The sequence below is a fragment of the Burkholderia sp. Ac-20344 genome, from assembly GCF_017104975.1.
Classification (GTDB): domain Bacteria; phylum Pseudomonadota; class Gammaproteobacteria; order Burkholderiales; family Burkholderiaceae; genus Burkholderia.
Genome location: NZ_JAAGPP010000135.1, coordinates 1 through 25,515 on the forward strand (window position 1 = coordinate 1; position 25,515 = coordinate 25,515).

Here is a 25,515-nt window from a genome sequence, read left to right on the forward strand (position 1 = left end):
TTGCAGCCACATGTTGCCGATCATTCCCAACAGCACTCTCTTCCGATCTGACGAAAGGACAGGCGCGAACCGGTCGGCCGGCAGGCCGAGCGCGTCGATCAAGGCGAGATCCCATGCACCGTCGGGTGTCGCGAGCGCGGTCGCGCACGCGTCGCTCGCATCGGCCGCGACGTCGCCGCCGAGCGCGATGCGCAACCAGTCCTTCGGCTGCACGGCCCAGCGCGCGGCGCGCAGCGCAGCGGGTTCATGCGTGGCCAGCCAGCGCAACAGCGGGCCGGCCATGCCGGGTGCGACGGGGTTCGGTGCGACGGGCAAACCGGCCGCGTCCGCTTCGCGCACCGCTCGAGTATCGGGCCACAGCAGCGCGGGCCGCACCGGCTGCCCGGCCGCGTCGATCAGCACGACGCCGTGCATCTGCCCCGAGAACCCGATCGCCGCCACCTGCGCACGCTCGTCGGCCGGCAGCCGCGCGGCTGCACGCACGAGCGCCTGCCACCACGTATCGGGCGCGATCTCGGCCCAGCCGGGCTGCGGCGACGACAGCGCATAAGGTTCGCTCGCGACCGCGCGCTCGACGCCATCGGCATCGAGCGTGACGAGTTTGACGGAGCCGGTGCCGAGGTCGATTCCGAGCAGGCGCATGACGTGAGGGCGAAGTTGAATGAACGGATGTCGATGATAACGGGATCGCGATGCGCGCCCCGTTTTTTGCCGCCGCTGCGTAGGCCGAAAGCGCGTTCGGTAGCCGGGTTTCACCCGGCTGCACCTTGCCTGCCAAAGCGGCCGTTCACGGGTTAACCCGGCACGATTTTTCCCAGGCACTTTTTGCCACTATGCCGCCCGCCCGATACAGACCATAAGGCGGCCCATATTTGACACGGGGGTCCGCGCTATTTTGGAGGGCTATAAATCCGGGGAACCTCACTCCTGCGGCAGTTTCCCGATGATCGACACCCTGTTTCATGCCGACATGGCATATCGAACCAGCAAAGAACGGAATAGAACCCAGCACTCTTGTTGCACGGATTCATTCCGAATAATTTCGTATCACCCCGAAAACAAGATCATGGAGTGAGACAGATGCAATCGAACACGGTCCATCCGTGCGATGAGGTGCTGCCGACCGGCAAGCTGGTAACGCTTGGCCTGCAACACGTCCTCGTCATGTACGCCGGCGCTGTCGCCGTGCCGCTTATCGTCGGCGCCGCGCTCAAGCTGCCGAAAGACCAGATCGCGTTCCTGATCAGCGCCGATCTGTTTTCGTGCGGCATCGCCACGCTGATCCAGACGCTGGGCCTGTGGATCTTCGGAATCCGCCTGCCCGTCATCATGGGCTGCACGTTCGCAGCCGTCGGCCCGATGATTGCGATCGGCACCAACCCCGGCCTCGGCATTCTCGACATCTTCGGTTCGACGATCGCGGCCGGCATCATCGGCATCGTGCTCGCGCCGACGATCGGCAAGCTGTTGCGGTTCTTCCCGCCGGTGGTCGTCGGCACCGTGATCGCGGTGATCGGGCTGTCGCTGATGGAGGTCGGCATCAACTGGGCGGCCGGCGGCGTCGGCAACCCCGAGTACGGCAGCCCCGTCTATCTCGGCCTGTCGCTGCTCGTGCTCACGCTGATCCTGCTGATCAACAAGTTCGGCCGCGGCTTCGTCGCGAACATCTCGGTGCTGCTCGGCATTGTCGCCGGCTTTGCGATCGCGTTCGCGATCGGCCGCGTGAATACCGACGGCGTCGCACACGCACCGTGGGTCGGCATCGTGATGCCGTTCCACTTCGGCCTGCCGCACTTCGATCCGCTGTCGATCGTGACGATGGTCACGGTGATGTTCGTCACGTTCATCGAATCGACCGGCATGTTCCTCGCGGTCGGCGACATGGTCGATCGCCCGGTCAACCAGGAGCGCCTCGTGCGCGGCCTGCGCGTCGACGGCCTCGGCACGCTGATCGGCGGCATCTTCAACTCGTTCCCGCATACGTCGTTCTCGCAGAACGTCGGCCTGATCGGCGTGACGGGCGTGAAGAGCCGTTTCGTGTGCGCCGCCGGCGGCGTGATCCTCGTGCTGCTCGGGCTGTTCCCGAAGATGGCGCAGGTCGTCGCGTCGGTGCCGCCGTTCGTGCTCGGCGGCGCGGGCATCGTGATGTTCGGGATGGTCGCCGCGAACGGCATCAAGGTGCTGTCGAAGGTCGACTTCGTGAACAACTCGCACAACCTGTTCATCGTCGCCGTGAGCGTCGGCATGGGCCTCGTGCCGGTCGTGTCGCCGCACTTCTTCTCGAAGCTGCCGCCCGCGCTCGCCCCGATCCTGCACAGCGGCATCCTGCTGGCATCGGCGACGGCCGTGATCCTGAACATCGTGTTCAATGGCGTGAAAGGCGAGAAGGATGCGCGCTGCGAGATTCGGCGCGCGGGACACGACTTTGACGGGCGGCCCGCCGACGTGCATCACTGACACCACCGATCGCCGCGCGCCGGACGACGGCACCAAGCGGTAACGAAAAACGCCACGGCATGCCGTGGCGTTTTGTTTTTGCAGGTGTGGCGAAAGGCGGGGACGCACGGGGCGATCGTGCAGTGTGCGGTGACGAACACAAAGCACGCGTCGGCTTGTGACGGGCCGGCGCTTACTGCATGGTGTGTAAGGGGCCGCTTCACACCATCAAAATGTGCAGCACTGCGCGGCGGCTGGCGGCCAAGGCCTCATTTCACTTGGCAAGGACATTCATGCGGGCAACCGGGAAGAAAGTCGATTTCTACTCGTCGGCCATTATCCGGCACACCGCTCAAATGATGCGACTTATAAAGCCTGGCGTCGACGTCGATAGGTGCTCGACCAAGCCCCAATGTGACCAGAAGCCCCTTGATACTTTCCGCGCGTTGTTGAGCCAGCACGTGCGGTTGTCTTTCGTCAGCTTCGGCAAGGCCACCGACAGACGTACGATCGAGATTGGGATATTTAAGTTGAAGGTCTATCGCCCAATTGGCCAGCCTTGTGATCTCATCGCCGGACACCTTGGCAGAATCTCTTTCAAACGAAACATCAAGCGTATGGACTGGGGAGCAGGCGAATGTCCCCGCCGAGAAGAATGCCAGCGCAATACATGCCGGTCCTTTTACCATATGAATTTTCCGTTTGGCCCAATCAGATTCAACAAGGATTGCCCTGTCAAGTCACCTCTAATCCTCATAGATAACATACCCGGCAATGCTATCCGCATTATTGATTGCGAGATCGGGGCGCGTCCGAACCAATACCAAGCACTCGCGCATGAAATATTGATTATCCTGAGCGCCAAAAGCGTCGGCAAAATGAGTGCACTCATGAATCAGTGTCGATAACATCGAGTCCTTTGCACTGGATATGGGGCGCATCCCACAAAAATTCTCGTGGATACAAATAGTATGTGTAGCGGTGTCAGGGGCGCAAACATGCGCGACGGCACCATCAGGGTCCTTGTTATTCGGCGTACAACCAAGATATCGATCAAGCTCCTCTGATTGGCGAACAAAATTTCCAGGCTTGAGATCGCGCATCACCCGACTTACTCGTGCGAGGCCGACTGTCAGACGTTGCCGAATCGTTTCATCGCTTGAGCCAAACCACGTTGCGACGCGTTGACGTTCGACCGCCCCCACTTGCGCAAGTCTACGAGCCGTACATCAATCATTTGTACGGCTCTGTCGCGTAACGTTAGAACCATACGGCGAAATTCCGCATCAGTCATGTTTGGGCAGATGGGTGGCCCATTCGATATCAACGCTTCGATTAACGAACCTTCTCTCGTGTCCGTCATCGCCGCTGCAATCGCCACACGATCGCCGTCACTCATTCTGTTTCTCCGATGACCTCGAGCTTTACCGATTCAGCCTCTGGCGTGATCACTCGCACAGTATGCCCCTGCGCATCGGTAATCCCTGAAGCCAGCACGTCGCCACGGCAATTTGTGATCCAATACCGCGCGCCCACAACAGGTTTCCTGGACTTCTTGTTGCGAATAACGAACTGCTGATCGTGGACTGCCGTGCCTCTTCTTACAGGGGCGACGCCTAAGAGACGGTTTCAAAAAGACGCGTAGCTACTGTTAACTTTTCTCTTGACCTGTTAACCTGAGCCGTCGTGACAACCGGATCAGGGAGATGGGCAAGCCGATCATTAACGACGAGTTGTGGAAACTAATCGAGCCACTTCTACTCCCTGCCAAGCCCCGTCGGTTCAAGTACCCGGGTCGCAAGCCCGTGCCGAATCGCGCAGCGCTGACGGGCATTCTGTTCGTGCTGAAGACCGGCATTCGCTGGCGCGATCTTCCTGCGGAAATGGGATGTGGCTCGGGCGTGAGTTGCTGGCGGCGGCTGCGGGACTGGCAAGAGGCTGGCGTGTGGGATGCATTGCACGCGTTGCTGCTGACCAAACTACGCGCGGCAAACCAGATCGACTTCTCACGTGTGGTCGTCGACTCCTCGTCGATTCGTGCGGTTGGGGCGGGCGAAAAACTGGCCCGAACCCCACCGATCGAGCGCGACCCGGTTCCAAACACCACCTCGCCACCGACGCCAACGGCATACCGATCGCGGCAATCTTGACCGGCGCCAACCGCAATGACGTCACGCAACTGATCCCCCTGATCGAGGCGATCGCGCCGATCAAAGGCGTTCGCGGTCGGCCACTGAGCCGGCCCAAACGCGTCTATGCGGATCGAGGCTACGATCACGACAAGTACCGGCGCATCTTGCACGAGCGAGGCATTCCCACCAGCATTGCCCGGCGCGGACAACCACACGGCAGCGGTCTTGGAAAGGTTCGATGGGTCGTTGAGCGCACGCATGCCTGGATGCACCACTTTCGACGTCTCCGTATCCGATTCGAACGACGTGCCGACATTCATGAAGCGTTCCTCAAACTCGGTTGCTCCATGATCTGCTGGAACACTTTGCAGCGGACTCGGCAGCCTTTATGAAACCGTCTCTAAGCCATGCTTGCCCGTCAACCGCGCCACCTCGTCTGCGGCAAAGGTCATCTTCATGCCGCGCTCGGCATAGAAAACCGGTGGCGGCTTGCAATCGCAGACGTTGATATCACCACTCAACGCCCACGGCTTGCCGTTTGGCCCTGTGCCCGGCCAGCGTGGACCCACCGGGGCGACAAACCCTTCCTGCTTGCATGCCGTGCAGTACGTCTTCATGTACAGCGTTGCGATATGCACGCGCGGCGGCGGATTGGAACAGGTTACGTCCTCCAATCCTTCCATAATCGTGGCACTGCCGCCCTGATCCCCTTTGGCAAGGAAATAACGAATCATGAGGTCTCGCCTCGATGCACAACGATTGAACGCTTCACCACGGTGAAGGCGTTAGCGGATACCAGACCCTCACGCTCAGGGCTATCGGTAATGACGTCGCCGTTATCCAGTTCGCTACCGACGAAAGCCAGCGGCTGGAAGTCTCCGTTATCCACCAGCCCAAGACCGCTTGTGATTCGCGCGGTCGAACCGTCTGCATAGTGAATCTGATCACCTACGACACCAGCCCTGCCAAGCCGGACACCGGTGTCCCACGTACCGGTAGCTTCGCGCAACGCACCGCCTCGCGCCGTCGTGGCTCCTCGTACAGCCAACCTGTATCGCGGCGGTGCAGGCGGCGGAGCATAATCCTCGTTAAACAACCCTCCGGCCGCTTCGCCAGCCGGTACGTGAATTCCCGACAACCGCTGAAGCGTTTCGACGATACGATCGCCGTTGCTCAACCTGCTACCCACCAGCGCAAACGGCTTGTCGCTGCAAATCGCATATTCGCCTGCACCATCCACAATGACGGCCTCGCTGCCATCCTCGTAAGTGACGACATCGCCAAAGCCCGGCGACTGTGAGGCCGCTCGTAGCCTCGGTTACCCGCCCACCGCGCTCAGTGAGCGCGCCAATGGTGGCAAAAAGATGGGTCGGTGCAGTCTGCTCGCTCTTCATCCGGATTTCCTTTCTCGACAATGGGTGAGAAATACTTCGTGCACAATTTGCACGGACGAGAAAGAAGAACCAATCAGACGAGCTCGAATTTCGTATAACTAATCGTTATAAGGACCGCCCAACAGCAAATGAGCCTGAATTGGGCGAAATGAGCGGGGATTTGGCGGCTGGGCGACAGGCTACCGGGGAGGGATGATCATCGATTGGGCGAAACGAGAATCTGCACGGTTAGTCCGTACGCGTCGTGCTCGACGGCGCCCGGCCCCTGGATTTCGCGCCCGATGCAGATGTACACGCGTGTCCCGCGTGGATCGCCTCAGCATTCCCACGCGAGCTTACCGCGCACTTAAGGACCAACAATCATCTACTAGTCTTACGTTTCCTTCGTTACGCTTCGCATCGTTCGTAACGGCCAGCTTACGACAGGACTAACAACGTCCTGCCTGCGCGCGAAGCGACCGCACGCAGGCAGGATAACCGCACGTTACCCGTTCGTCGCCGCTGCAGACGCCGCCGCCGGAGCGGCCGCCTTGTCGTAGTCGGCCGGCGCATCCGGCGCGCGCGGCGTTTCGCCTGCGCGCTGGATCCAGCCGCCGCCCAGTGCGCGGTACAGGTCGACCAGGTTCGTCCAGCGTGCCAGACGCGCACTGATCAGCGTCTGCTGTGCCGAGTACAGATCCGTCTGCGCGGTCAGCACCGACAGGTAGCTGTCGACACCGTTCTTGTAACGCAGATCCGACAGGTCGAAACGACGCTGCTGCGCGTGCTCGTTGCGCTCCAGTGCCGCGATCTGCTGGTCGTACGTGCCGCGCGCGGCGAGGCCGTCCGATACTTCGCGGAACGCCGACTGGATCGCCTTCTCGTAGTTCGCGATCTCGATGCGCTTCTGCACGTGCGCAAGGTTCAGGTTCGCGATGTTCTGCCCGCCTTCGAAGATCGGCATCGTGATCTGCGGCGCAAACGACCATGCGGCCGTACCGGCCTTGAACAGGCCGCCGAGCGTCGGGCTCCCGGTGCCGAACGCACCCGTCAGCGAGATCTTCGGGAAGAACGCCGCGCGGGCCGCACCGATGTTCGCGTTCGCGGCCAACAGCGTCTGCTCGGCCTGCATCACGTCCGGACGACGCGTCAGCAGGTCCGACGGCAGGCCTGCCGGCACATCCGTCAGCAGGTTCTGCGCGTCGAGCGGCATGCCGGCCGGCAGGTCGTCCGGCAGCGGCTCGCCGATCAGCAGCACCAGTGCGTTCAGCGCCTGCGCGCGAGCGCGTGCCTGAGCCTGCTGGTTTGCAAGTGCCGTCTCGACCACCGTCTGCGCCTGACGCAGTTCGAGCTCGGAGCCCGTGCCGTTGTCGAACTGCAGCTTCGTCAGGTTGTACGAGTCCTGCGCCGTCTTCAGCGTGTTTTCCGTGACCTTCAGCAGGTCGTCGGTCGACAGCAGCGTCAGGTATTGATCGGCCACCTGCGCCACCAGCGAGATCTCCGATGCCTGCCGTGCATACGACGTCGACAGGTACTGCGCGAGCGCCTGGTCCTTCAGGCTCTGCACGCGGCCGAACAGGTCGAGTTCCCACGACGCCGAAAGGCCGACGTTGTAGGCACGCGAGATGTACGGCGCGCCCGTCGTCGACAGGCCCTGCGGCACACGCTGGATGTTGCCGGTGCCCGTGCCGTCGAGCGTCGGGAACAACCCCGCGCGCGTGATCTGGTACTGCGCGCGCGCCGCCTCGATGTTCAGCACCGACACGCGCAGGTCGCGGTTGTTGTTCAGCGCGATCTCGATCAGCCGCTGCAGGCGCGGATCGACGAAGAACTCGCGCCAGCCGATGGCGGTCGCAGCTTGCCCGTTCGCGCTGCGCGCGCCGGCCGCACCCGGCTGCGTCGCGTAGACGCCGCCGGCCGGGTACGCCTGCGCGACGGGCGCATCGGGCCGCTTGTAATGCGGCGCCATCGTGCAGCCCGTGGCAAAGAGCGCGACCGCGATTGCAGTCAAAGCGTGTTTTTGCATCATCACTGTCCCTTGTTGCCTTCGTCGCCGTTGCCCGGCTTCTCTTCGTGGTGCGAGTGCTCCTGAGCCAGGCGCAGCGCCTCGTCGACGTCTTCCTTCTCGCCGCTGAAGATCGCACGGATCTTCACGAAGAACATCGGGATCATGAAGATCGCGAGGAACGTCGCCGTGATCATCCCGCCGATCACGCCCGTACCGATTGCGTGCTGGCTCGCCGAACCCGCGCCGTTGCTGATCGCGAGCGGCATCACGCCGAGAATGAACGCGAGCGACGTCATCAGGATCGGACGCAGCCGCAAGCGCGCCGCTTCCAGCGCGGCCTCGATCGGCCCCATCTTCTCCGTCATCTGGAGTTCGCGTGCGAACTCCACGATCAGGATCGCGTTCTTCGCGGACAGGCCCACGGTCGTCAGCAGGCCGACCTGGAAGAACACGTCGTTCTCGAGGCCGCGCATCGTGGCCGCAAGCAGTGCGCCGATCACGCCGAGCGGCACCACCATGATCACCGAGAACGGGATCGACCAGCTTTCATACAGCGCCGCGAGACACAGGAACACGACGAGGATCGAGATCGCGTACAGGATCGGCGCCTGCGAACCGGACTGGATTTCCTGGAACGACAGGCCGGTCCACGAATAGCCGATACCGACCGGCAGCTTCTTCGCGAGCCCTTCCATCGCGGACATCGCCTGACCGGTCGACTTGCCCGGTGCGGCCTGGCCCTGGATTTCCATCGCCGACACGCCGTTGTAGCGCTCGAGCTTCGGCGAACCGTACGTCCAGTGACCGGTCGCGAACGAGCTGAACGGCACCATCCCGCCCGACCCGTTGCGCACGTACCAGATGTTCAGGTCTTCCGGCGTCATCCGGAACGGTGCGTCTGCCTGCACGTACACCTTCTTGATCCGGCCGTCGGTATCCAGGAAGTTGTTCACGTACTTCGACGCCCATGCGATCGAGAACGTCTGGTCGATCGCATCCGCCGTCACGCCGAGCGCATTCGCCTTCTCGCGGTCGATGTCGACCTTGTACTGCGGCGTATCGTTCAGGCCGTTCGGGCGCACGCCCTGCAGCGTCGGATCCTTCGAGGCCATCCCGAGCAGCTGGTTACGCGCGGCCATCAGCGCATCGTGGCCGAGACCCGCGTTGTCCGTCAGCTCGAAGTCGAAGCCGGCAGCCGTACCGAGTTCAGGAATCGACGGCGGGTTGAACGGGATCACGATCGCGTCCTTGTAGCCGCCGTAGCGCCCGAACATCCGGCCGATCAGCGCCTGCACCTTCTGGTTCGCATGCTGACGCTGCGAGTAGTCCTTCAGGCGCACGAACACGAGACCGGAGTTCTGGCCGCGGCCGGCGAAGCTGAAGCCGTTGACCGTGAACGCCGATTCGACGATTTCCTTCTCGTCCTTCAGCAGGTAGTCGGAAATGTTCGCGAGCGTCTTCGCGGTCGTTTCCTGCGTCGAGCCCGACGGCGTCTGCACGATCACGAACATCAGGCCCTGGTCTTCATCCGGCAGGAACGACTTCGGCAGGCGCACGAACAGCAGGCCGACCGCGACGATCACGACCAGGTAGATGATGAGCCAGCGGCCCGAGCGCTTGATCACGTGGTGCACGCCGACGTGGTACTTGTCGCGGCTGTTGTTGAACGTGCGGTTGAACCAGCCGAAGAAGCCCTTCTTCTCTTCGTGATGCCCTTGCGGGATCGGCTTGAGGATCGTCGCGCACAGTGCCGGCGTCAGAATCAACGCGACGAGCACCGACAGCACCATCGCCGACACGATCGTCAGCGAGAACTGACGATAGATCGCGCCGACCGAGCCGCCCGAGAACGCCACCGGCACGAACACCGCCGACAGCACGAGCGCCACGCCGACGAGTGCGCCGGTGATCTGGCCCATCGCCTTGCGGGTCGCCTCCTTCGGTGACAGGCCCTCTTCCGCCATCACGCGCTCGACGTTCTCCACGACCACGATCGCATCGTCGACCAGCAGGCCGATCGCGAGCACGAGGCCGAACATCGACAGCGTGTTGATCGAGAAGCCCACCATCGACATGATCGCGAACGTGCCGAGCAGCACGACCGGCACCGCGATCGTCGGGATGATCGTCGCCCGCAGGTTCTGCAGGAACAGATACATCACGAGGAACACGAGCACGATACCTTCGAGCAGCGTCTTGACCACTTCCTCGATCGACAGCTTCACGAACGGCGTCGTGTCGTACGGGTACTTCACGACGAGGCCGTGCGGGAAGAACGGCGCCAGCTCGTCGATCTTCGCGCGCACGGCCTTCGCGGTCGCCAGCGCGTTCGCGTTGGTCGCGAGCTGGATACCGAGTGCCGCGGTCGGTTGACCGTTGTACTTCGTGTCGAAGTTGTAGTTTTCGCCGCCGAGGCCGATCTGCGCGACGTCCTTCAGGCGAACCTGCGAGCCGTCCTGGTTGACCTTCAGCAGGATGTTGCCGAACTGCTCGGGCGTCTGCAGCAGCGTCGATTCGGTGATCGTCGCCTGCAGCACGGTGCCCGGCGTGGACGGCGTGCCGCCGATCTGGCCGCCCGCGATCTGCACGTTCTGCGCGGTGATCGCCGAACTGACGTCGACCGGCGTGAGGCCGTAGTTCGTCAGGCGGTTCGGGTCGAGCCAGATCCGCATCGCGTACTGCGAGCCGAACAGCGTGACGGTACCGACGCCGTTCAACCGGCTGATCGGATCCTTCACGTGCGACGCCACGAAGTTCGCGAGGTCGTACTTGTTCATGCTGCCGTCTTCGGAGTTGAAGGCGAGCACCAGCAGGAAGCTGCTGCTCGACTTCGTCACCGACAGCCCGAGCTGCTGCACGACCTGCGGCAGAATCGGCGTCGCGAGCGACAGCTTGTTCTGCACCTGAACCTGCGCGATGTCGGCGTTGGTACCCGGCGCGAAGGTCAGCGTGATCGTCGCGTTGCCCGAGTCGTCACTGGTCGACGACATGTACAGGAAGTTGTCGAGACCGCTCATCTGCTGCTCGATCACCTGCGTCACCGTGTCTTCCACCGTCTTCGCGGAAGCGCCCGGGTAGTTCGCGGTGATCTGGATCGATGGCGGCGCGATCGTCGGATACTGCGAGATCGGCAGCGTGAAGATCGCCGCAACCCCGGCCAGCATCAGGATGATGGCGATCACCCACGCGAAGATCGGGCGATCGATAAAAAACTTTGCCATGAAACAGGCTCCCTGTTATTGCGCGCTCGAAGCAGCGGCAGCACTCGCCGGCGCGGCGCCCGATGCGGCGGCACCGGATGCGGCAGCGGCGCCGGAACCGGCGGCAGCCGGCGCGGCGGTGGCAGCGGCGGCGCCCGATGCGGCTCCGGCCGCCGGTGCGAGCTGCGCCGGTACCGACTTCACGGTCGCACCCGGGCGCACCTTCTCGCCGCCCTGCACGATCACGTGGTCGCCCGCTTGCAGACCGCCTTCGACGATCCAGTTCTGGCCCTGCATGCCGGTGGTCTTCAGCGGACGCGGCTCGACCTTGTTGCCGGCGTTCACCACCATCGCGATCGCCTGGCCCTTCTGGTCATGCGTGACGCCGATCTGCGGCACCAGGAACGCGTTCTCGTTCACGCCTTCCTCGATCCGTGCACGCACGAACATGCCCGGCAGCAGTACCTTGCCCGGGTTCGGGAAGACCGCGCGGATCGTCACCGAGCCGGTGGCCTGGTCGACCGTCACGTCCGAGAACTGCAGCTTGCCCGGCTCCGCATAGGTCTTGCCGTCCTCGAGGATCAGCGACACCTTCGCGGCGCCCGGGCCGCTCGTCTTCAGGCGGCCGCTCTGCACGTCCTGACGCAGCTTCAGGCCTTCGAGGCTCGACTGCGTAAGGTCGACGTACACCGGGTCGAGCTGCTGGACCGTCGACATCAGCGTCGCCTGGCTCGCCTGCACGTACGCGCCCGGCGTCACTTGCGAAATGCCGACGCGGCCGGTGATCGGCGACACGACATCGGTGTAGCCGAGGTTGATCTGCGCGGTGTCAACCGCCGCCTTGCCGGCCGCGACGTCCGCCGCGGCCTGGCCTTGCGTGGCCACCGCGTTGTCGTAGTCCTGCTTGCTGACTGCGTTCGCAGCCACCAGCACCTTGTAGCGCGCGACCAGCGCGTTCTGCGTGACGAGGTTCGCCTGCGCCTTCGCGAGCGTTGCCTTCGCGCTGTTCAATGCAGCGATGTACGGCGCCGGATCGATCTTGTACAGACGCTGGCCGGCCTTGACGTCGGTGCCTTCGGTGAATTCACGACGCAGCACGATGCCGTCGACCCGTGCGCGCACCTGCGCGACGAGGAACGCGCTGGTGCGGCCCGGCAGTTCGCTGAAGATCGGTACGGCTTGCGGCTGGACGGTGACGACGCCGACTTCCGGCGTTTGCGGTGGCGGTGCCGATTCTTTTTTCCCGCACGCGGCCAGGAAAACGGCGGCCGTCGCGACAGTGATTAAGCGGTATGGAACCCGTTCGACGCGCATGGAGCGACCTCTGTGTATAACCAATGGAATAAGTGCCACACCCGACCGGAGGGAGTGCAACACGGATGCGCCTCACGGCGCAGATCGAACACCTGAATTACTGGACTGCTAGATACAGCAAGCGGCACGAAACCTCCGTGCCGACAGGTTGCCCCGCAACTGCGGACTGGTACTTTGGCGGGAATCAGCAGAGTGGGATATTAACTGATTGCCACTTGGGTCATTCGATCGTAGGGTGGTATTGTATATACATTCATGAATGTATGTAAAAAGCCCGTTTATGCTCCGCCGGCTGTCCAGTCTTACGGATTGTTACCAGCTGCAAGCGTAGTCAGTCTATATGACTACGCCGAGGGTTGCAGACCCTATATTTCACCTACGATCGATTCCAATCAGGCCTGCACATGGTCAGACGTACCAAGGAGGAGGCACTCGAGACGCGCAATCGCATTCTCGACGCCGCCGAACACGTGTTTTTCGAAAAGGGGGTGTCGCACACGTCGCTCGCCGACATCGCGCAGCACGCCGGCGTGACGCGCGGCGCAATCTACTGGCACTTCGCGAACAAGAGCGAACTGTTCGACGCGATGTTCGACCGCGTGTTTCTGCCGATCGACGAGCTGAAGCGGATGCCGCTCGACGCACCGGGCGGCAATCCGCTCGAGAAAATTCGTCAGATCCTGATCTGGTGCCTGCTCGGCGTGCAGCGCGACGCGCAGTTGCGCCGCGTGTTCAGCATCCTGTTCATGAAGTGCGAATACGTCGCGGACCTGGAGCCGCTGCTGCAGCGCAACCGCGCGGGGATGAGCGAGGCGCTGCACGCGATCGACGCCGATCTCGCGGGGGCCGTGCGGCTCAAGCTGCTGCCCGAGCGGCTCGATACATGGCGCGCGACGCTGATGCTGCATACGCTCGTCAGCGGTTTCGTGCGCGACATGCTGATGCTGCCCGACGAGATCGACGCCGAGCAGCATGCGGAAAAGCTCGTCGACGGCTGTTTCGACATGCTGCGCTACAGCCCGGCGATGCTGAAGGACGGCTGACCGCGCGATGCGCGTTCGCCCGCGGTGTTCGTTTCATCGGGCGGCGCGCCGGGCCGAGTGCCAACTTCGCCAACACGCTGCCCTCACCCTCGTCTCCCCGCCCGGTTCAGGCCGCCTTCGCGCGCTGTGCTCGGGCCCGCCGGTTCGATGCGGCGATCGAATCGCGCTTCGGCATCGGTGCGCCGGCCAGTCCGGCGATCCACGCGTCGGTCGACATCACGGCCGCGAAATTCGACTGAAACACCACCGTGTACACACGGTGAATCTCCTCGGCGCTCACCGCACCTGCTTCGTTCTCGTACGGCAGCGCGCCCGTCGCGTCGTTCAGGTACTCGACATTCAGCCCCGCGTGCGCCGCGTGATAGACCGTCGACGCATTGCAGTTGTGCGTCATGTAGCCGGCTACCGCAAGCGTGTCGATCCCGTGCGCGTCGAGCCACGCCGCAAGGTCGGTCCCGGCGAACGAGCTTGCCTGCTTCTTCTCGATCAGGTGCGCGTAAGGCCGGCCGGCAACGACCGCGTGCAGCGCGACGCCGTCGGTGCCGGGTGCGAAGATCGGCGCGCCGGCCGGCGCGACGTGCTGGACGACGATCACCGGCACGCCGGCCGCATGCGCGGCATCGATCGCTCGGCCGATGTTCGCGAGCGACATGTCGAGCGGCGGATACTCGATCGGCAGGTTGCCCGTCACGTATTCGTTCTGGACGTCGATCACGATCAGCGCGCGGCGGGAGGCCGGGCGGGAATCGGAACGGGAAGCGGATTGCGGGACGGCATTCGACATGGCGGGCTCCTGGTCCTCGCGCGCTGCCCCGCCCCGGAACGGAACGGCCAGCAGCGCGATGCGATGCATTGTCGGCGCGCCTCGCTCGCGCGGACAGTGGCCTGATAGCCATTCTTCGATAGAATCGGGCCATCGCCATTCCGGAACCCGTCATGACCGCCGCCGCCCCGTCCACCCGGTTCCCCCCGCCCGCTCCGACCGTCGTTGCCGTGATCGCGTACGACGGCATCAGCCCGTTCCACCTGTCGGTGCCGTCCGTCGTGTTCGGCAAGGAACGCGACGCGGCTGCGTCGCCCGTGTTCGAGTTCCGCGTCTGCTCGGCCGAGCGCGGCCCGCTGTCGACGACGGGCGGCTTCACGATCACCGCGCCATACGGGCTCGACGCGCTCGACGACGCGGACATCGTCATCGTGCCCGCGTGGCGCGATCCGGACGAAGCGCCGCCCGACGTGCTCCTCGACGCCGTCCGCGTGGCCGCCGAGCGTGGCGCGCAGCTCGTCGGGCTGTGCCTCGGCGCCTACGTGCTCGCCGCGGCCGGCCTGCTCGACGGCCGCCCGGCCACCACGCACTGGGCATGGGCCGACGACTTCGCGCAACGCTTTCCGCGCGTGAAGCTCGATCCGGACGTGCTGTACGTGGATGACGGCAACCTGATGACGTCGGCCGGCACGGCCGCCGGGCTCGACTGCTGCCTGCACGTCGTGCGGCGGCGCTTCGGCTCGGACGCCGCGAACCAGATCGCGCGCCGCCTCGTGATCCCGCCGCACCGCCAGGGCGGGCAGGCGCAATACGTGCCGCAGCCGGTCGCCGCGCACCCGCGCGATGCGCGGCTCGCGGGCCTGCTCGACTGGGTGCGTGCACACCTCGACGCCGCGCACAGCGTCGATTCGCTCGCCGAGCGCGTACTGATGAGCCGGCGCACGTTCACCCGCCACTTCCGCCAGGCGACCGGCACGACCGTCACCGCGTGGCTGCAGGCCGAGCGGCTCGCGCGCGCACAGCATCTGCTGGAAACCACCGGGCAGTCGATCGATGCGATCGCGCAGGCGGCCGGCTACGGGTCGAGCGTGTCGCTGCGCCAGCATTTCGCGGGCGCGCTCGGCACGTCGCCGTCGGCATATCGAAGGGAGTTTCGCGGTGCCGGCGCCGATGCCGTGCGGTAACGCGCGCGACGGGCCGGCCTTGCCGCGGAACCGGCCGGCCCCTCAGCCGCCGTTGATCCAGCGCGCCGCGTAGAGCAGCAAGGCGACGAAGACGATCATCGCGGCCCACGCCCAGACCGGCACCGTGCCGGAGCCGCGATGCGGGAGCGCGCCGGCGGTACGCCCGGTCAGCGCGCCGCCGAGGTGCGGCGGCAGCGCACGCTTCGTCGCGGCCACCAGCGATGCTGGCCGCAGGAACACGTGCTGGCGCCGCGGTGCGGCCGAGCGCGCGCGATTCGGTGCGAGACCGTGCTTCGCCTGCACGACCGCGCAGAATTCACGGAAGAAATCGTCGGTCCATTCGCGCAGCGCATGTTCGATCTGCCGTCCCGGCAGTTCGGTGAGCGGGCCGCTCGCCGTCGCCCAGACCACGTACTCGATGCGCGTGGCGTTCGCGTCGTCGTCCGGCATCAGCACCAGTTCGACCTGGCCGCGCAGCGCGCCGAGTCCGTCGGCCCGCGCCTTGAAGTTGAGCACGCGGCGCGGCTGCCCTTCCGCGTCGCCCTGCTCGGCGGCCACATGCGCACGCACGTCGTAGCGAGCGCGCAGCGGGCCGAGCGGCACCGTGATCGTCAGCGCGAACTCGCCGTCCGCGAGCTTCACGAAGGATTCGCAATGGTCGAAGCTCGCGCGCAGCAACGCGAGATCCTCGAACGCCTCCCGCATGACAGGCAGCGCGAGCGGTACGCGTAATGTGTCGTTCAGTTCCATGACGCCTCCCCGATGAACGCACGCCGCATCAGGACGTCTCGATGAGACTGTCGATCCGTGCAGCGTCGAAGGCCACGTAGTGCGCGAGCACCGCCGCGGCCTCCTTCGGTTCCTCGTAACTCCATGCGGCGTTCTCGATCACGCCGTCTTCCGTCTGCAAGTCGAAGTGCACGGCCTGGCCCCTGAACGGGCAGGCCGACGTGACGCCTGATTTCACGAGCCGGCGCATGTTGACGTCGCCGCGCGGCAGGTAGTGCGTGTCCGGCAGGCCCGTTTCGCGCACGGTCAGCGCGCCGTGCGAATCGGCGTACGTGATGCCGCGATGGATCACGCGCACGCGGTGACGGTTCGGCACGATTTCGAGACGAGGATCGGCTGCGTCGGACATCGTTTCTCCTTCGGGCGGCCCGGCCAAACCGGGCTCAGGAAACGAAAAAGCCACGGCACTCGTGCCGTGGCTTTCATTATGGGCGAAACCGCAGCCGAATGCGCGACCCCGGGCCGGGGCCGCGCGCGGCAGGCTACTGCGCGCTCCACTGGAATGCGGTCTTCGCGCCGCCCTTCGCGCCGACCGTGACGGCGCGGGATTCCTCGTTGCCCTGGTACGACGCATGCACCGTATAGCGGCCCGGCGGCACCTTCACGAGCATGTACGGCCCGCGCGCGTCGGTCTTCAGCACTTCGTCGCCCTTGCCGTCGACGATCCGCACATGGACGTCGGCCAGGAACTCGCCGCCCTTGCCGGTGAAACGCAGCGCCAGCGGCCAATTCGGCTCGTTGCGCTGGAACGCCGTCGATTCGTCCAGCCCGACACCGCCGGACACGAAGGTGACGTCGCCTTGCTGGCGCGCGGCGGGCAAGCCGTCCGACTGCGCGTACGCGCCGGTCGCTCCGGCTGCGAGGCCGACGGCCAGCGCCGCGGCGACGGCAAATCGGGACACGTTGCGTAGATATTGCATGGCTCCCTCCTTGGGGTCGGAACACATACAGGGCGCAGCGTCACGCGTTCGAACGGCGGCGGCGCCCGCCGCGGCCGGCCTGGCCGGCCGTCGGCCGTGGCCGGTCAGCTCAGGTCGACCGGCACGAAGATCTGTGCATTATCGCGCTGGATCAACAGAGCAAGACTGTTGCCCGCTCCCTTGACCGCGTCGCGCAACTGCTCGGGGCTCGTGACCGGGCGGCCGTTGACCGCAAGGATCACGTCGCCGGGCTGGATGCCCGCGTTGGCGGCCGGCCCGCCGGCCTGCTGCACGATCAGGCCGTGCGACAGGTTGTCGGCGCTGCGCTCCTGCGGCGACAGCGGGCGCACCGCAACGCCCAGGCGCCCCTGCTCGACCGGCCCGCCGTCATTCGACGCGAGCTTCGCGTCGGCCATCGCGCCAAGCGTCACGCTGATCGACTTCTTCGACTTGTCGCGCCAGATTTGCAGGTCGGCCTTCGAACCCGGCTTCAGGTTCGCGATCTGCGCGGGCAGCGACGTCGAATCGGCGACCGGCGAGCCGTTGACCGACAGGATCACGTCGCCCGGCTGCAGGCCGGCCTTCGCGGCCGGGCCGTTCGAATCGACCGAGCTGACGAGCGCACCGTCCGGCTTCTGCAGTCCGAACGAGCTCGCGAGCGTCTGGTTCAGCCCCTGCACGGCGACCCCGAGGCGGCCGCGGCTCACATGGCCCGTCTTCACGAGCTCGTCCTTCACCTTGATCGCCTCGTTGATCGGGATCGCGAACGACAGGCCCTGGAAGCCGCCCGTCTGCGAATAGATCATCGAGTTGATGCCGATCACCTCGCCCTGCAGGTTGAACAGCGGGCCGCCCGAGTTGCCGGGGTTCACCGGCACGTCGGTCTGGATGAACGGCGTGTAGTTCTCGTCCGGCAGCGCGCGCGACTTCGCGCTGATGATGCCCGACGTGACCGTGTTGTCGAAGCCGTACGGCGAACCGATCGCGACGACCCACTGGCCGACCTTGCTCTGCGCCGGGTCGCCGATCTTCACGGTCGGCAGGCCGCTCGCGTCGATCTTCAGTACTGCGACGTCGGACTGCTTGTCCGCGCCGACAACCTTCGCCCGGTATTCGCGCTTGTCGGTCAGCTTGACCGTGACGACGTTCGCGCCGTCGATCACGTGCGCGTTGGTGAGGATGTACCCGTCGGCGCTGATGACGAACCCGGAACCGAGGCTCGCGCTCGGCTGGTCGTCCGGCTGCGCGTCGCCGCCCATGCCCGGCACCTGGCCGTAGAAGTGCTTGAAGAACTGGTAGAACGGGTCGCTCGGATCGATCGGCAGCTGCGGCTGCTGCACGCGCCGCGACACCTGCTTCACGACGTGCTTCGCGCTGATGTTCACGACCGCCGGGCCGTAAGTCTCGACGAGCCCGGAGAAATCGGGGATGCCGGTCTTGGCTGCCGCTTCGGCCGGCATCAGTGCGGCGGCCTGCGCGGGCGTGATGATCTGCGGATCGGCGCGGCGGGTGCCGGCGACATAACCGGCGGACAGGGCAGCCGCCACGGCGACCGCGACGGCGCCGCGCGCAAGGAATCGGGTGTTCATCGTAGGACCTCCTCTTTGTTAGGACGCAGCGTAACGACCCTGACTTAAAGGAGGCTTAATCAGCCTTAAGCGGGGCTTAAGCGGCCGCCGGCGCCCGCCCGGCGGTGCCCTGCTTCACACGGATTCGGACGGCTGCGGCGCCTCGGCCGGCATCTCTGCGTCGCGGAACACGACGCTGACGAGCAGGCCGCCCGCGGCCGCGTCGCCGAGCGACACCGTCGCGCCCTGCTGCGCGGCCACGCGCTTGACGATCGCGAGCCCGAGCCCGCTGCCCGACACGTCGGTGCGCGCCCGTGCGGAGCTGTCGCGATAGAAGCGGTCGAACACGCGCTCGCGCTCGTCGGCCGGAATGCCGGGCCCGCTGTCGCCGATCTGCACGCACGCGCGGCCGGCCGCGTCGCGGGTCAGCGATACGTCGATGCGGCCGTGATCCGGCGTGTACTTCACTGCGTTGTCGAGCAGGTTGCCGAACATCACGCGCAGCGCGCCGACGTCCGCGACGACGCTCGCCGCGCGCGTCTCCTCGAAACCGAGATCGATGTCGCGCCGCTGCGCGAGCGGCGCAAGCGCGGCCACGCATTCGGCGAGCAGCGCCTGCAGGTCGACCGGCTCGCGCATCGTTGCGCCATCCGGTTCGGCGCGTGCAAGCGCGAGCAGTTGCTCCGTGAGACGCGTCGCACGCGACACGCCATCCTGGAGATCCGCGACCGCCTCGCGGCGCGATGCGTCGTCCTTCGCGCGGGCGACGAGCTGCGCCTGGATCTGCACGGCCGCGAGCGGCGTGCGCAGTTCGTGCGCGGCGTCGGCCACGAAGGCCTTCTGCGTGTCGAGCGCGGCCGACAGCCGCGCGAGCAGCCCGTTCAGCGCCCGCACGAGCGGCTGCACCTCGAGCGGCAGGCGCGCATCGGGCAGCGGATCGAGCGCTTCCGGCCGGCGCGCCTCGACCGCGCGCGTCACGCGGCCGAGCGGTGCGAGCCCGCGCCCGACGATCACCCACACGGCCGCGCCGAGGAACGGCAGCAGCACGATCAGCGGCCACAACGTGCGCAGCGCGACGTTCGCCGCGAGCCGGTTGCGCACCGACAGCGGCTGCGCGAGCTGCACGACATTGTCGCCGACGATCGCGCCGTACACGCGCCATTCGCCGCGGTCGGTGCGCTCGGTCGAGAAGCCGAGCTCCGCGCGCGGCGCGATCGGCGCACGCGGATGCGAGAAGTACATCAGCACGCCGTTGCGGTTCCAGATCTGGATCACGATGCCTTCGTCGCCGTTGGTGCGTGAGCCGAACACCTGCGAGAACGGCTCGGACGGCAAGGCCGCTGCGATTTCCTGCAGTTGGTAGTCGAACAGTTCGTTCGCCTCGGCGAGCGCCTGCCGGTAGATGAGCCAGCCCGCGATGCCCACGCCTGCAACGACGATCGCGAGCAGCCAGATCAGCAATTGATGACGAATCGACCTCACGCGTCAGCTTTCCTTGACGACCATGTAGCCGAGCCCGCGCACGTTGCGGATCAGGTCCGAGCCGAGCTTCTTGCGCAGCGCGTGGATGTAGACCTCGACCGTGTTGCTGCCGATCTCCTCGCCCCAGCCGTACATCTTCTCCTCGAGCTGGCTCTTCGACAGCACCGCGCCAGGCCGCGCGAGCAGCGCCTCGAGCAGTGCGAACTCGCGCGCGGACAACGCGACGGGCGCGCCGTCGAGCGTCACCTGGTGCGAAGCGGGATCGAGCGTCAGCGCGCCGTGGCGGATCAGCGATTCGCTGCGCCCGGCCTGGCGGCGGATCAGCGCGCGCATCCGCGCGCCCAGTTCATCGAGGTCGAACGGCTTGACGAGGTAGTCGTCGGCGCCTGCGTCGAGCCCCTTCACGCGATCGGCCACCGCGTCGCGCGCGGTGACGATCAGCACCGGCAGCGCCAGCCCGCGCGCGCGCAGCGTGCGCAGCACGTCGATGCCGTCGCGCTTCGGCAGGCCGAGGTCGAGCAGCAGCAGGTCGTACGTCTCGCCGCCGAGCGCCGTCAGTGCGGCGTCGCCGTCCTGCACCCAGTCGACCGCAAAGCCGTCCGAGCGCAGCGCCTTGCGCACGCCTTCGGCAATCATTCGATCATCTTCGACAAGCAGAATCCGCATCGGGACAGACATCCATGGGGCGAGTCAGACACGCCGACCATTGTAGCGCCGCGAACCGCGCGCGCGGCACCGTGCAATGCAACAGAAAGGCGGATTGCAAGGGAGCTGTCCGGACTTGTCTCTACAATGTGCGCTTTGGCGCCGCGCGCGCCCTGCCCGAACGTCGCGCTTCTCCCGTATTCGCTCATGCCGATTTCCGATCTGTCCACCCGGTTCGCCCCCCGCGCCCGCGTCTGCCTGCGGGCAGCCGCCATCGTCGCCACCTGCACGGCCCTCGCCTTCGCGCCCGCCGCGCAGGCCCGCAAGAAATCCCACAAGGAAGCGCGCAAGACGACGGTCGTGTCGCCGGCCGCGCGCGCGGCCGGCCTGCCGGCGTCCGTGCTCGTCGCGCTGCAGCGCGCGAAGGTGCCGGCGTCGGCGATGAGCGTCGTCGTCGAGCGCGTCGGCGATCCCGAACCGCTGATCGCATGGAATGCGAGCCGGCCGATGATGCCCGCATCGACGATGAAGCTCGTGACGACCTTCTCGGGCCTGTCGATCCTCAGCCCCGACTACCGCTGGCGCACGACTGCCTACACGGACGGCACGATCGACCCCGACGGCACGCTGCAGGGCAACCTGTACATCAAGGGCACCGGCGATCCGAAGCTCGTGCCCGAAGAGCTGATCGACCTCGTCGACAAGCTCCGCAAGGCCGGCGTCAAGCGCGTGGCCGGCGGCCTCGTGCTCGACAAGAGCTACTTCGCGGCATCGACGCGCGATCTCCCTTCGTTCGACGACGATGCGAGCGCGCCGTACAACGTCGGCCCCGATCCGCTGCTGTACGCATTCAAGGCCGTGTCATTCACCGTCACGCCGGGCGACGACGGCAAGGTGGCCGTCGACGTGCTGCCGCCGCTCGCGGACCTGTCGATCGACAACCAGCTCGTCGAAGGCACGGGCTCGTGCAGCGCGGCCGCCGCAGCCGCGCGCCCGACGCTGACGGCCGGCAGCGGGATCATGACCGCCTCGTTCGCCGGCGACTATCCGCTGCGTTGCGGCGCGCACACGACCAACCTCGCGATCCTCGATCACACGACGTTCTTCGCGCGCGGCTTCCTCGCGCTGTGGCAGCAGGACGGCGGCACGATCGCGGGGCCGGTGAGCGAAGGCAAGGTGCCGACCACCGCGCGGCCCCTCGCCGTGCATCACAGCCCGGTGCTCGGCAGCATCGTCTACGACATCAACAAGTTCAGCAACAACGTGATGGCGCGCAACCTGTTCCTGACGATCGGCGCGGTCAGCGGCAAGCCGCCCGCGACGCCCGAGCAGTCGAGCCGCGCGATCCAGGCGTTCCTGCAGAAGAACGGCATCGCGATGCCCGACCTCGTGCTCGAGAACGGCTCGGGCCTGTCGCGCGAAGAGCACGTGAGCGCGCTGTCGCTCGCGTCGCTGCTGCAGGCCGCGAACGCGAGCCCCGTCGCGCAGGCCTTCATCGATTCGCTGCCGATCGCCGGCATCGACGGCACGATGAAGAACCGCCTCACCAACGCCGGCGTGCTCGGCAACGCGCACATCAAGACCGGCACGCTGCGCGACGTGCGCGCGATCGCCGGCTACGTCGCCGGCGCCGACGGCCAGAGCTACATCGTCGTCAGCTTCATCAACGACGATCACGCGGAAGCCGCGCGCGCCGCGCACGACTCGCTGCTCGAGTGGATCTACGCGGGCGCGCACTGACGTTTCCGCGCGCCGCGACACACGGCGGCCCGTGGCCGCTGCCGGCGCTCGTCGGCTTGGCCCCTGCATCGGAATGGCACCGCGCATCGGGTCGCCCTCGTGGGTGACCCGGGCGGCCTGCCACCGCCCCCGCACACGGAATCCCGCCCTCCCCGGTTTAAAACGGCAGCCGCCACCGGCGTGCGACGCACCGCGCGCCAATCGCACCCATAAAACAGGGCCACACCGCCCGCCCCCGTGCCGTGCGGCTTCCGTAGAAACCCTGTCCTCAGAGGGAACCCTCTACGCTCCCCCCTCGCCTAGCGCGTGGCGATTGCGTAGGCTGTTGGCCTGACCGATATCTACAACGGGCCACGCGCCCGGCCTCAAGGCTTGCAGGGGAAAGAAGGAGACACGCCCATGCGATTCGACGTCGAATTGCTTCTGCTCGCGCTGGCGCCCGTCTTCCTGCTCTGCATCGCGTGGGAGGCCTGGCACCTCGCCCGCACTCGTGCGCAAGACCCTGTCTATGCGTGGCGCGACACGCTGTGCAACGCGGCGCTCGCGCTGATGCACCAGGGCGCCGACAAGATCGCGTGGCTGTTCGTGATCCCCATCTATGCGTACTGCTACCAACACTATCGCCTGTTCACGTGGCACGACGGCTGGCTGTCGTTCGCGGTGCTGTTCGTCGCGCAGGATTTCCTCTACTACGTGTTCCATCGCACGAGCCATCGCGTGCGCTGGCTGTGGGCCGCGCATGTCGTGCACCACTCGTCCGAACGGATGAATTTCTCGACGGCGTTCCGCCAGAGCCTGATGTACCCCGTCGCGGGAATGTGGGTGTTCTGGCTGCCGCTCGCATTCGCCGGCTTTCCGCCGCAACAGGTCGTCGGCATCGTGCTGATCAACCTCGCGTTCCAGTTCTTCGTGCACACGCAGGAGATCGGCAAGCTCGGCTGGCTCGAATACGTGCTGAATACGCCGTCGATCCACCGCGCGCACCATGCACGTAATCCGCGCTACATCGACCGCAATTACGCAGGCGTCCTTGTGATCTGGGATCGCCTGTTCGGCAGCTATGTCGAGGAAACGCCCGACGATCCGCCGCAGTACGGAATCGTCGAGCGGCTCGGCTCGAACAACCCGCTCGTCGCGACGTTCCACGAGTGGGTGTCGATGACCGGCGACGCATTGCGCGTCGCCGGATGGCGCAACAAGCTGCGCGCGATTTTCGGCCCGCCCGAGTGGGCGAGCGCTTATCATGCGCAGATTGCCGAGGCCGCGAACCCCGATCCGCGCACCGTGCCGCTTGCGGCTGCGCGAGACCAATAAACCGTTTCAGCCAACGGCCGCCGCGCAGCCCTGAACCGAGCAGGCACGCGGCAGATGAGAAACACATCAGGCCATATCTACGAGGAGATCGAACGATGCAGACACAACAACACGCACCTGCCCGCACCCGTCAGCGCATGCTGCGCACCGCGCAAGTCGCGATCGCCGGCGCCGCGCTCGCGCTGCTTGCCGCATGCGGCGGCGGTGACGACAACAACAGCAACAGCGCATCGAACACGCCGCCGTCGGGCGTGAAAATGCAGATCGTGTCGTTCGGCGACAGCCTGTCCGACGCGGGCACCTACTCGCAGATCAAGCTCGGTTTCGGCGGCGGCCGCTTCACGACCAACCCGGGCCAGGTGTGGACCCAGAACGTCGCGCAGTACTACGGCGACACGCTGCAGCCCGCGAACCAGGGCGGCTTCGGCATTCCGCTGCAGGCCACCGGCGGTCTCGGGTACGCACAGGGCGGCTCGCGCGTGACGCTGCAGCCGGGCCTCGGCCATGCGGACGCGAGCGTGCCGAACGCCGACTACGCGCAGGCGACCACGACGCCGATCGCCGACCAGGTCAAGCAATACGTGTCGCAGCACGGCAGCTTCAACGCCGGCCAGATCGTGCTGATCAACGGCGGCGCGAACGACATCTTCTATCAGGTCGCGGCGCTGCAGGCAGGCGCGATCACGCCGACGCAACTGCAGCAGAACATCGGCGCCGCCGCGCAGCAGCTCGCGGGCCTCGTCCAGCAGATCGTCGCCGCCGGCGCGACGCACGTGTTCGTGTCGAACGTGCCGGATATCGGCGGCACGCCGCTCGCGCTGCAAGGCGGCACGCAGACGACCCTCACGCAACTGTCGATGCTGTTCAACGGCACGCTCGCCGCGACGCTGCAGGCACTCAAGGTGGACACGACCAAGTACGTGCTGCTCGACACGTTCACGTGGCAGGACGGCATCCTCGCGAACTACAAGGCGAACGGCTTCACCGTATCGAACACCGACACCGCGTGCAACCTGAAGGCGATGGTTCAGGCCGCCACGCAGTACGGCGTCGCGAACGCAACCGCCTTCGGCTCGTCGCTGTTCTGCTCGCAGCAGACTTACACGGTCGCGAACGCGGATCAAACCTACATGTTCGCCGACACGGTCCACCCGACGACGCACCTGCACGCGCTGTTCGCCCAGTTCGCCCAGTCGAAGATCGCCGCCTCGGGCGTCGGCAAGTAAGCAGCCGGCCACGCGCCCAAACGAAAACGCCCGACCGGTTTGCCGGTCGGGCGTTTTTCATTCCTGAACCGCGATTGGCGTCAGTCGCGCGCTTCGAACGCGGCCGCCGCGCGGCCGAGGCGATCGTTGACCGCGATCCATTCGACGGTCTCCGGCAGCTTCTCGACGAGAATCCGCGCGACCTGCGCACGGTCGAGTGCACGCAGCATCCCGTACAGGTCGCGCGCATACGCCTGCGGATCTTCCGGCGCCGCGACGAAATGCACGCCGTCGGCCAGCGCCCAGCGTCCCGCGCGCGACGCGCGTGCGACGAGCGCGACGCGCTCGCCGTCGGTCTGCGCGGACGCGAGCAGCGGCTCGAGCGCGTCGAACGGCAGC

At 65.9% G+C, this 25,515-nt stretch carries 24 protein-coding genes; 7 read left to right on the plus strand and 17 right to left on the minus strand.

The window, feature by feature from the left end; all coding sequences use genetic code 11:
* A partial coding sequence (locus G3N64_RS30895; protein WP_241021292.1) for an FGGY family carbohydrate kinase occupies positions 1–642 on the minus strand: 642 nt, incomplete at its 3' end.
* Positions 643–1,080: 438 nt separating this feature from the next.
* Here G3N64_RS30895 and G3N64_RS30900 point away from each other — a divergent pair.
* Entirely contained in the window at positions 1,081–2,457 is a 1,377-nt protein-coding gene (locus G3N64_RS30900; protein ID WP_205787568.1) for a nucleobase:cation symporter-2 family protein, read from the plus strand.
* Between the two features lie 248 nt (positions 2,458–2,705).
* On the opposite strand, the gene G3N64_RS30905 is transcribed toward G3N64_RS30900, so the two are convergent.
* Genes G3N64_RS30905 through G3N64_RS39970 form a run of 3 tightly spaced genes read right to left on the minus strand, consistent with a single transcriptional unit; the run spans position 2,706 to position 3,835 of the window.
* Positions 2,706–3,125, minus strand: coding sequence for a hypothetical protein (locus G3N64_RS30905; protein WP_205787569.1), 420 nt, complete (start codon positions 3,123–3,125; stop codon positions 2,706–2,708).
* Positions 3,126–3,182: 57 nt separating this feature from the next.
* A complete protein-coding gene (locus G3N64_RS39965) occupies positions 3,183–3,641 on the minus strand; it encodes a M35 family metallo-endopeptidase (protein WP_346778847.1) in 459 nt (152 codons plus the stop codon).
* Positions 3,569–3,835: a hypothetical protein gene (locus G3N64_RS39970; RefSeq protein ID WP_241021297.1), complete on the minus strand. Its 267-nt coding sequence runs from the start codon at positions 3,833–3,835 to the stop codon at positions 3,569–3,571. Before G3N64_RS39970 ends, G3N64_RS39965 begins: the two co-directional genes overlap by 73 nt.
* Before the next feature lie 307 nt (positions 3,836–4,142).
* Between G3N64_RS39970 and G3N64_RS30915 the strand changes: the two genes are divergently transcribed.
* Positions 4,143–4,960, plus strand: a protein-coding gene (locus G3N64_RS30915) for an IS5 family transposase (protein WP_205787570.1) whose coding sequence is annotated in 2 segments (ribosomal slippage) — positions 4,143–4,491 and positions 4,491–4,960 — 819 coding nt in all. Because the reading frame shifts where the segments join, the coding sequence is not laid out codon by codon here.
* On the opposite strand, the gene G3N64_RS30920 is transcribed toward G3N64_RS30915, so the two are convergent.
* The 5 genes from G3N64_RS30920 to G3N64_RS30940 form a co-directional block, all read right to left on the minus strand.
* Positions 4,955–5,302, minus strand: a complete 348-nt coding sequence (locus G3N64_RS30920) for a hypothetical protein (protein ID WP_241021293.1) — start codon at positions 5,300–5,302, stop codon at positions 4,955–4,957. The genes G3N64_RS30915 and G3N64_RS30920 overlap by 6 nt on opposite strands.
* The gene (locus G3N64_RS30925; RefSeq protein WP_346778848.1) at positions 5,299–5,808 is read right to left on the minus strand and encodes a hypothetical protein; all 510 of its coding nucleotides are present in this window, start codon (positions 5,806–5,808) and stop codon (positions 5,299–5,301) included. Before G3N64_RS30925 ends, G3N64_RS30920 begins: the two co-directional genes overlap by 4 nt.
* Before the next feature lie 638 nt (positions 5,809–6,446).
* Complete coding sequence (locus G3N64_RS30930) at positions 6,447–7,970, minus strand: efflux transporter outer membrane subunit (RefSeq protein ID WP_205787571.1); 1,524 nt, start codon at positions 7,968–7,970, stop codon at positions 6,447–6,449.
* Positions 7,970–11,170 (minus strand): efflux RND transporter permease BpeB, encoded by a 3,201-nt coding sequence (gene bpeB / locus G3N64_RS30935; RefSeq protein ID WP_205787572.1) that lies wholly within the window; start codon positions 11,168–11,170, stop codon positions 7,970–7,972. The genes G3N64_RS30930 and bpeB overlap by 1 nt, the downstream gene beginning before the upstream one ends.
* 15 nt (positions 11,171–11,185) lie before the next feature.
* Positions 11,186–12,463: an efflux RND transporter periplasmic adaptor subunit gene (locus tag G3N64_RS30940; protein WP_205787573.1), complete on the minus strand. Its 1,278-nt coding sequence runs from the start codon at positions 12,461–12,463 to the stop codon at positions 11,186–11,188.
* Between the two features lie 404 nt (positions 12,464–12,867).
* On the opposite strand from G3N64_RS30940, the gene G3N64_RS30945 reads away from it, so the two are divergent.
* Positions 12,868–13,506, plus strand: a complete 639-nt coding sequence (locus G3N64_RS30945; RefSeq protein ID WP_205787574.1) for a TetR family transcriptional regulator — start codon at positions 12,868–12,870, stop codon at positions 13,504–13,506.
* Positions 13,507–13,612: 106 nt separating this feature from the next.
* Here the strand turns inward: G3N64_RS30945 and G3N64_RS30950 are convergent, their stop codons facing one another.
* Positions 13,613–14,290: a cysteine hydrolase family protein gene (locus G3N64_RS30950; protein ID WP_205787575.1), complete on the minus strand. Its 678-nt coding sequence runs from the start codon at positions 14,288–14,290 to the stop codon at positions 13,613–13,615.
* A 152-nt stretch (positions 14,291–14,442) separates the two neighbouring features.
* Here G3N64_RS30950 and G3N64_RS30955 point away from each other — a divergent pair, with 152 nt between their 5' ends.
* The gene (locus tag G3N64_RS30955; protein ID WP_205787576.1) at positions 14,443–15,453 is read left to right on the plus strand and encodes a helix-turn-helix domain-containing protein; all 1,011 of its coding nucleotides are present in this window, start codon (positions 14,443–14,445) and stop codon (positions 15,451–15,453) included.
* Positions 15,454–15,495: 42 nt separating this feature from the next.
* Here the strand turns inward: G3N64_RS30955 and G3N64_RS30960 are convergent, their stop codons facing one another.
* The 6 genes from G3N64_RS30960 to G3N64_RS30985 all read right to left on the minus strand — a co-directional run bounded on the left by G3N64_RS30960 (position 15,496) and on the right by G3N64_RS30985 (position 20,878).
* Positions 15,496–16,203, minus strand: coding sequence for an SRPBCC domain-containing protein (locus tag G3N64_RS30960; RefSeq protein ID WP_205787577.1), 708 nt, complete (start codon positions 16,201–16,203; stop codon positions 15,496–15,498).
* Positions 16,204–16,231: 28 nt separating this feature from the next.
* A complete protein-coding gene (locus tag G3N64_RS30965; protein ID WP_205787578.1) occupies positions 16,232–16,591 on the minus strand; it encodes a DUF427 domain-containing protein in 360 nt (119 codons plus the stop codon).
* Positions 16,592–16,724: 133 nt separating this feature from the next.
* Positions 16,725–17,162, minus strand: coding sequence for a carboxypeptidase-like regulatory domain-containing protein (locus G3N64_RS30970; RefSeq protein ID WP_205787579.1), 438 nt, complete (start codon positions 17,160–17,162; stop codon positions 16,725–16,727).
* A 104-nt stretch (positions 17,163–17,266) separates the two neighbouring features.
* Positions 17,267–18,751: a DegQ family serine endoprotease gene (locus G3N64_RS30975; RefSeq protein WP_205787580.1), complete on the minus strand. Its 1,485-nt coding sequence runs from the start codon at positions 18,749–18,751 to the stop codon at positions 17,267–17,269.
* 114 nt (positions 18,752–18,865) lie between these two features.
* Complete coding sequence (locus tag G3N64_RS30980; protein WP_205787581.1) at positions 18,866–20,212, minus strand: ATP-binding protein; 1,347 nt, start codon at positions 20,210–20,212, stop codon at positions 18,866–18,868.
* 3 nt (positions 20,213–20,215) lie between these two features.
* Positions 20,216–20,878: a response regulator gene (locus G3N64_RS30985; protein WP_021164091.1), complete on the minus strand. Its 663-nt coding sequence runs from the start codon at positions 20,876–20,878 to the stop codon at positions 20,216–20,218.
* Between the two features lie 186 nt (positions 20,879–21,064).
* On the opposite strand from G3N64_RS30985, the gene dacB reads away from it, so the two are divergent.
* The 3 genes from dacB to G3N64_RS31000 all read left to right on the plus strand — a co-directional run bounded on the left by dacB (position 21,065) and on the right by G3N64_RS31000 (position 25,137).
* Positions 21,065–22,597, plus strand: a complete 1,533-nt coding sequence (dacB, locus tag G3N64_RS30990) for a D-alanyl-D-alanine carboxypeptidase/D-alanyl-D-alanine-endopeptidase (protein WP_205787582.1) — start codon at positions 21,065–21,067, stop codon at positions 22,595–22,597.
* A 399-nt stretch (positions 22,598–22,996) separates the two neighbouring features.
* The gene (locus tag G3N64_RS30995) at positions 22,997–23,911 is read left to right on the plus strand and encodes a sterol desaturase family protein (RefSeq protein WP_205787583.1); all 915 of its coding nucleotides are present in this window, start codon (positions 22,997–22,999) and stop codon (positions 23,909–23,911) included.
* A gap of 95 nt (positions 23,912–24,006) precedes the next feature.
* Positions 24,007–25,137, plus strand: coding sequence for an SGNH/GDSL hydrolase family protein (locus tag G3N64_RS31000; RefSeq protein ID WP_205787584.1), 1,131 nt, complete (start codon positions 24,007–24,009; stop codon positions 25,135–25,137).
* A gap of 80 nt (positions 25,138–25,217) precedes the next feature.
* Here G3N64_RS31000 and G3N64_RS31005 read toward each other — a convergent pair.
* On the minus strand, positions 25,218–25,515 hold a 298-nt coding region (locus G3N64_RS31005; protein ID WP_277399140.1), incomplete at its 5' end, for a Sua5 family C-terminal domain-containing protein.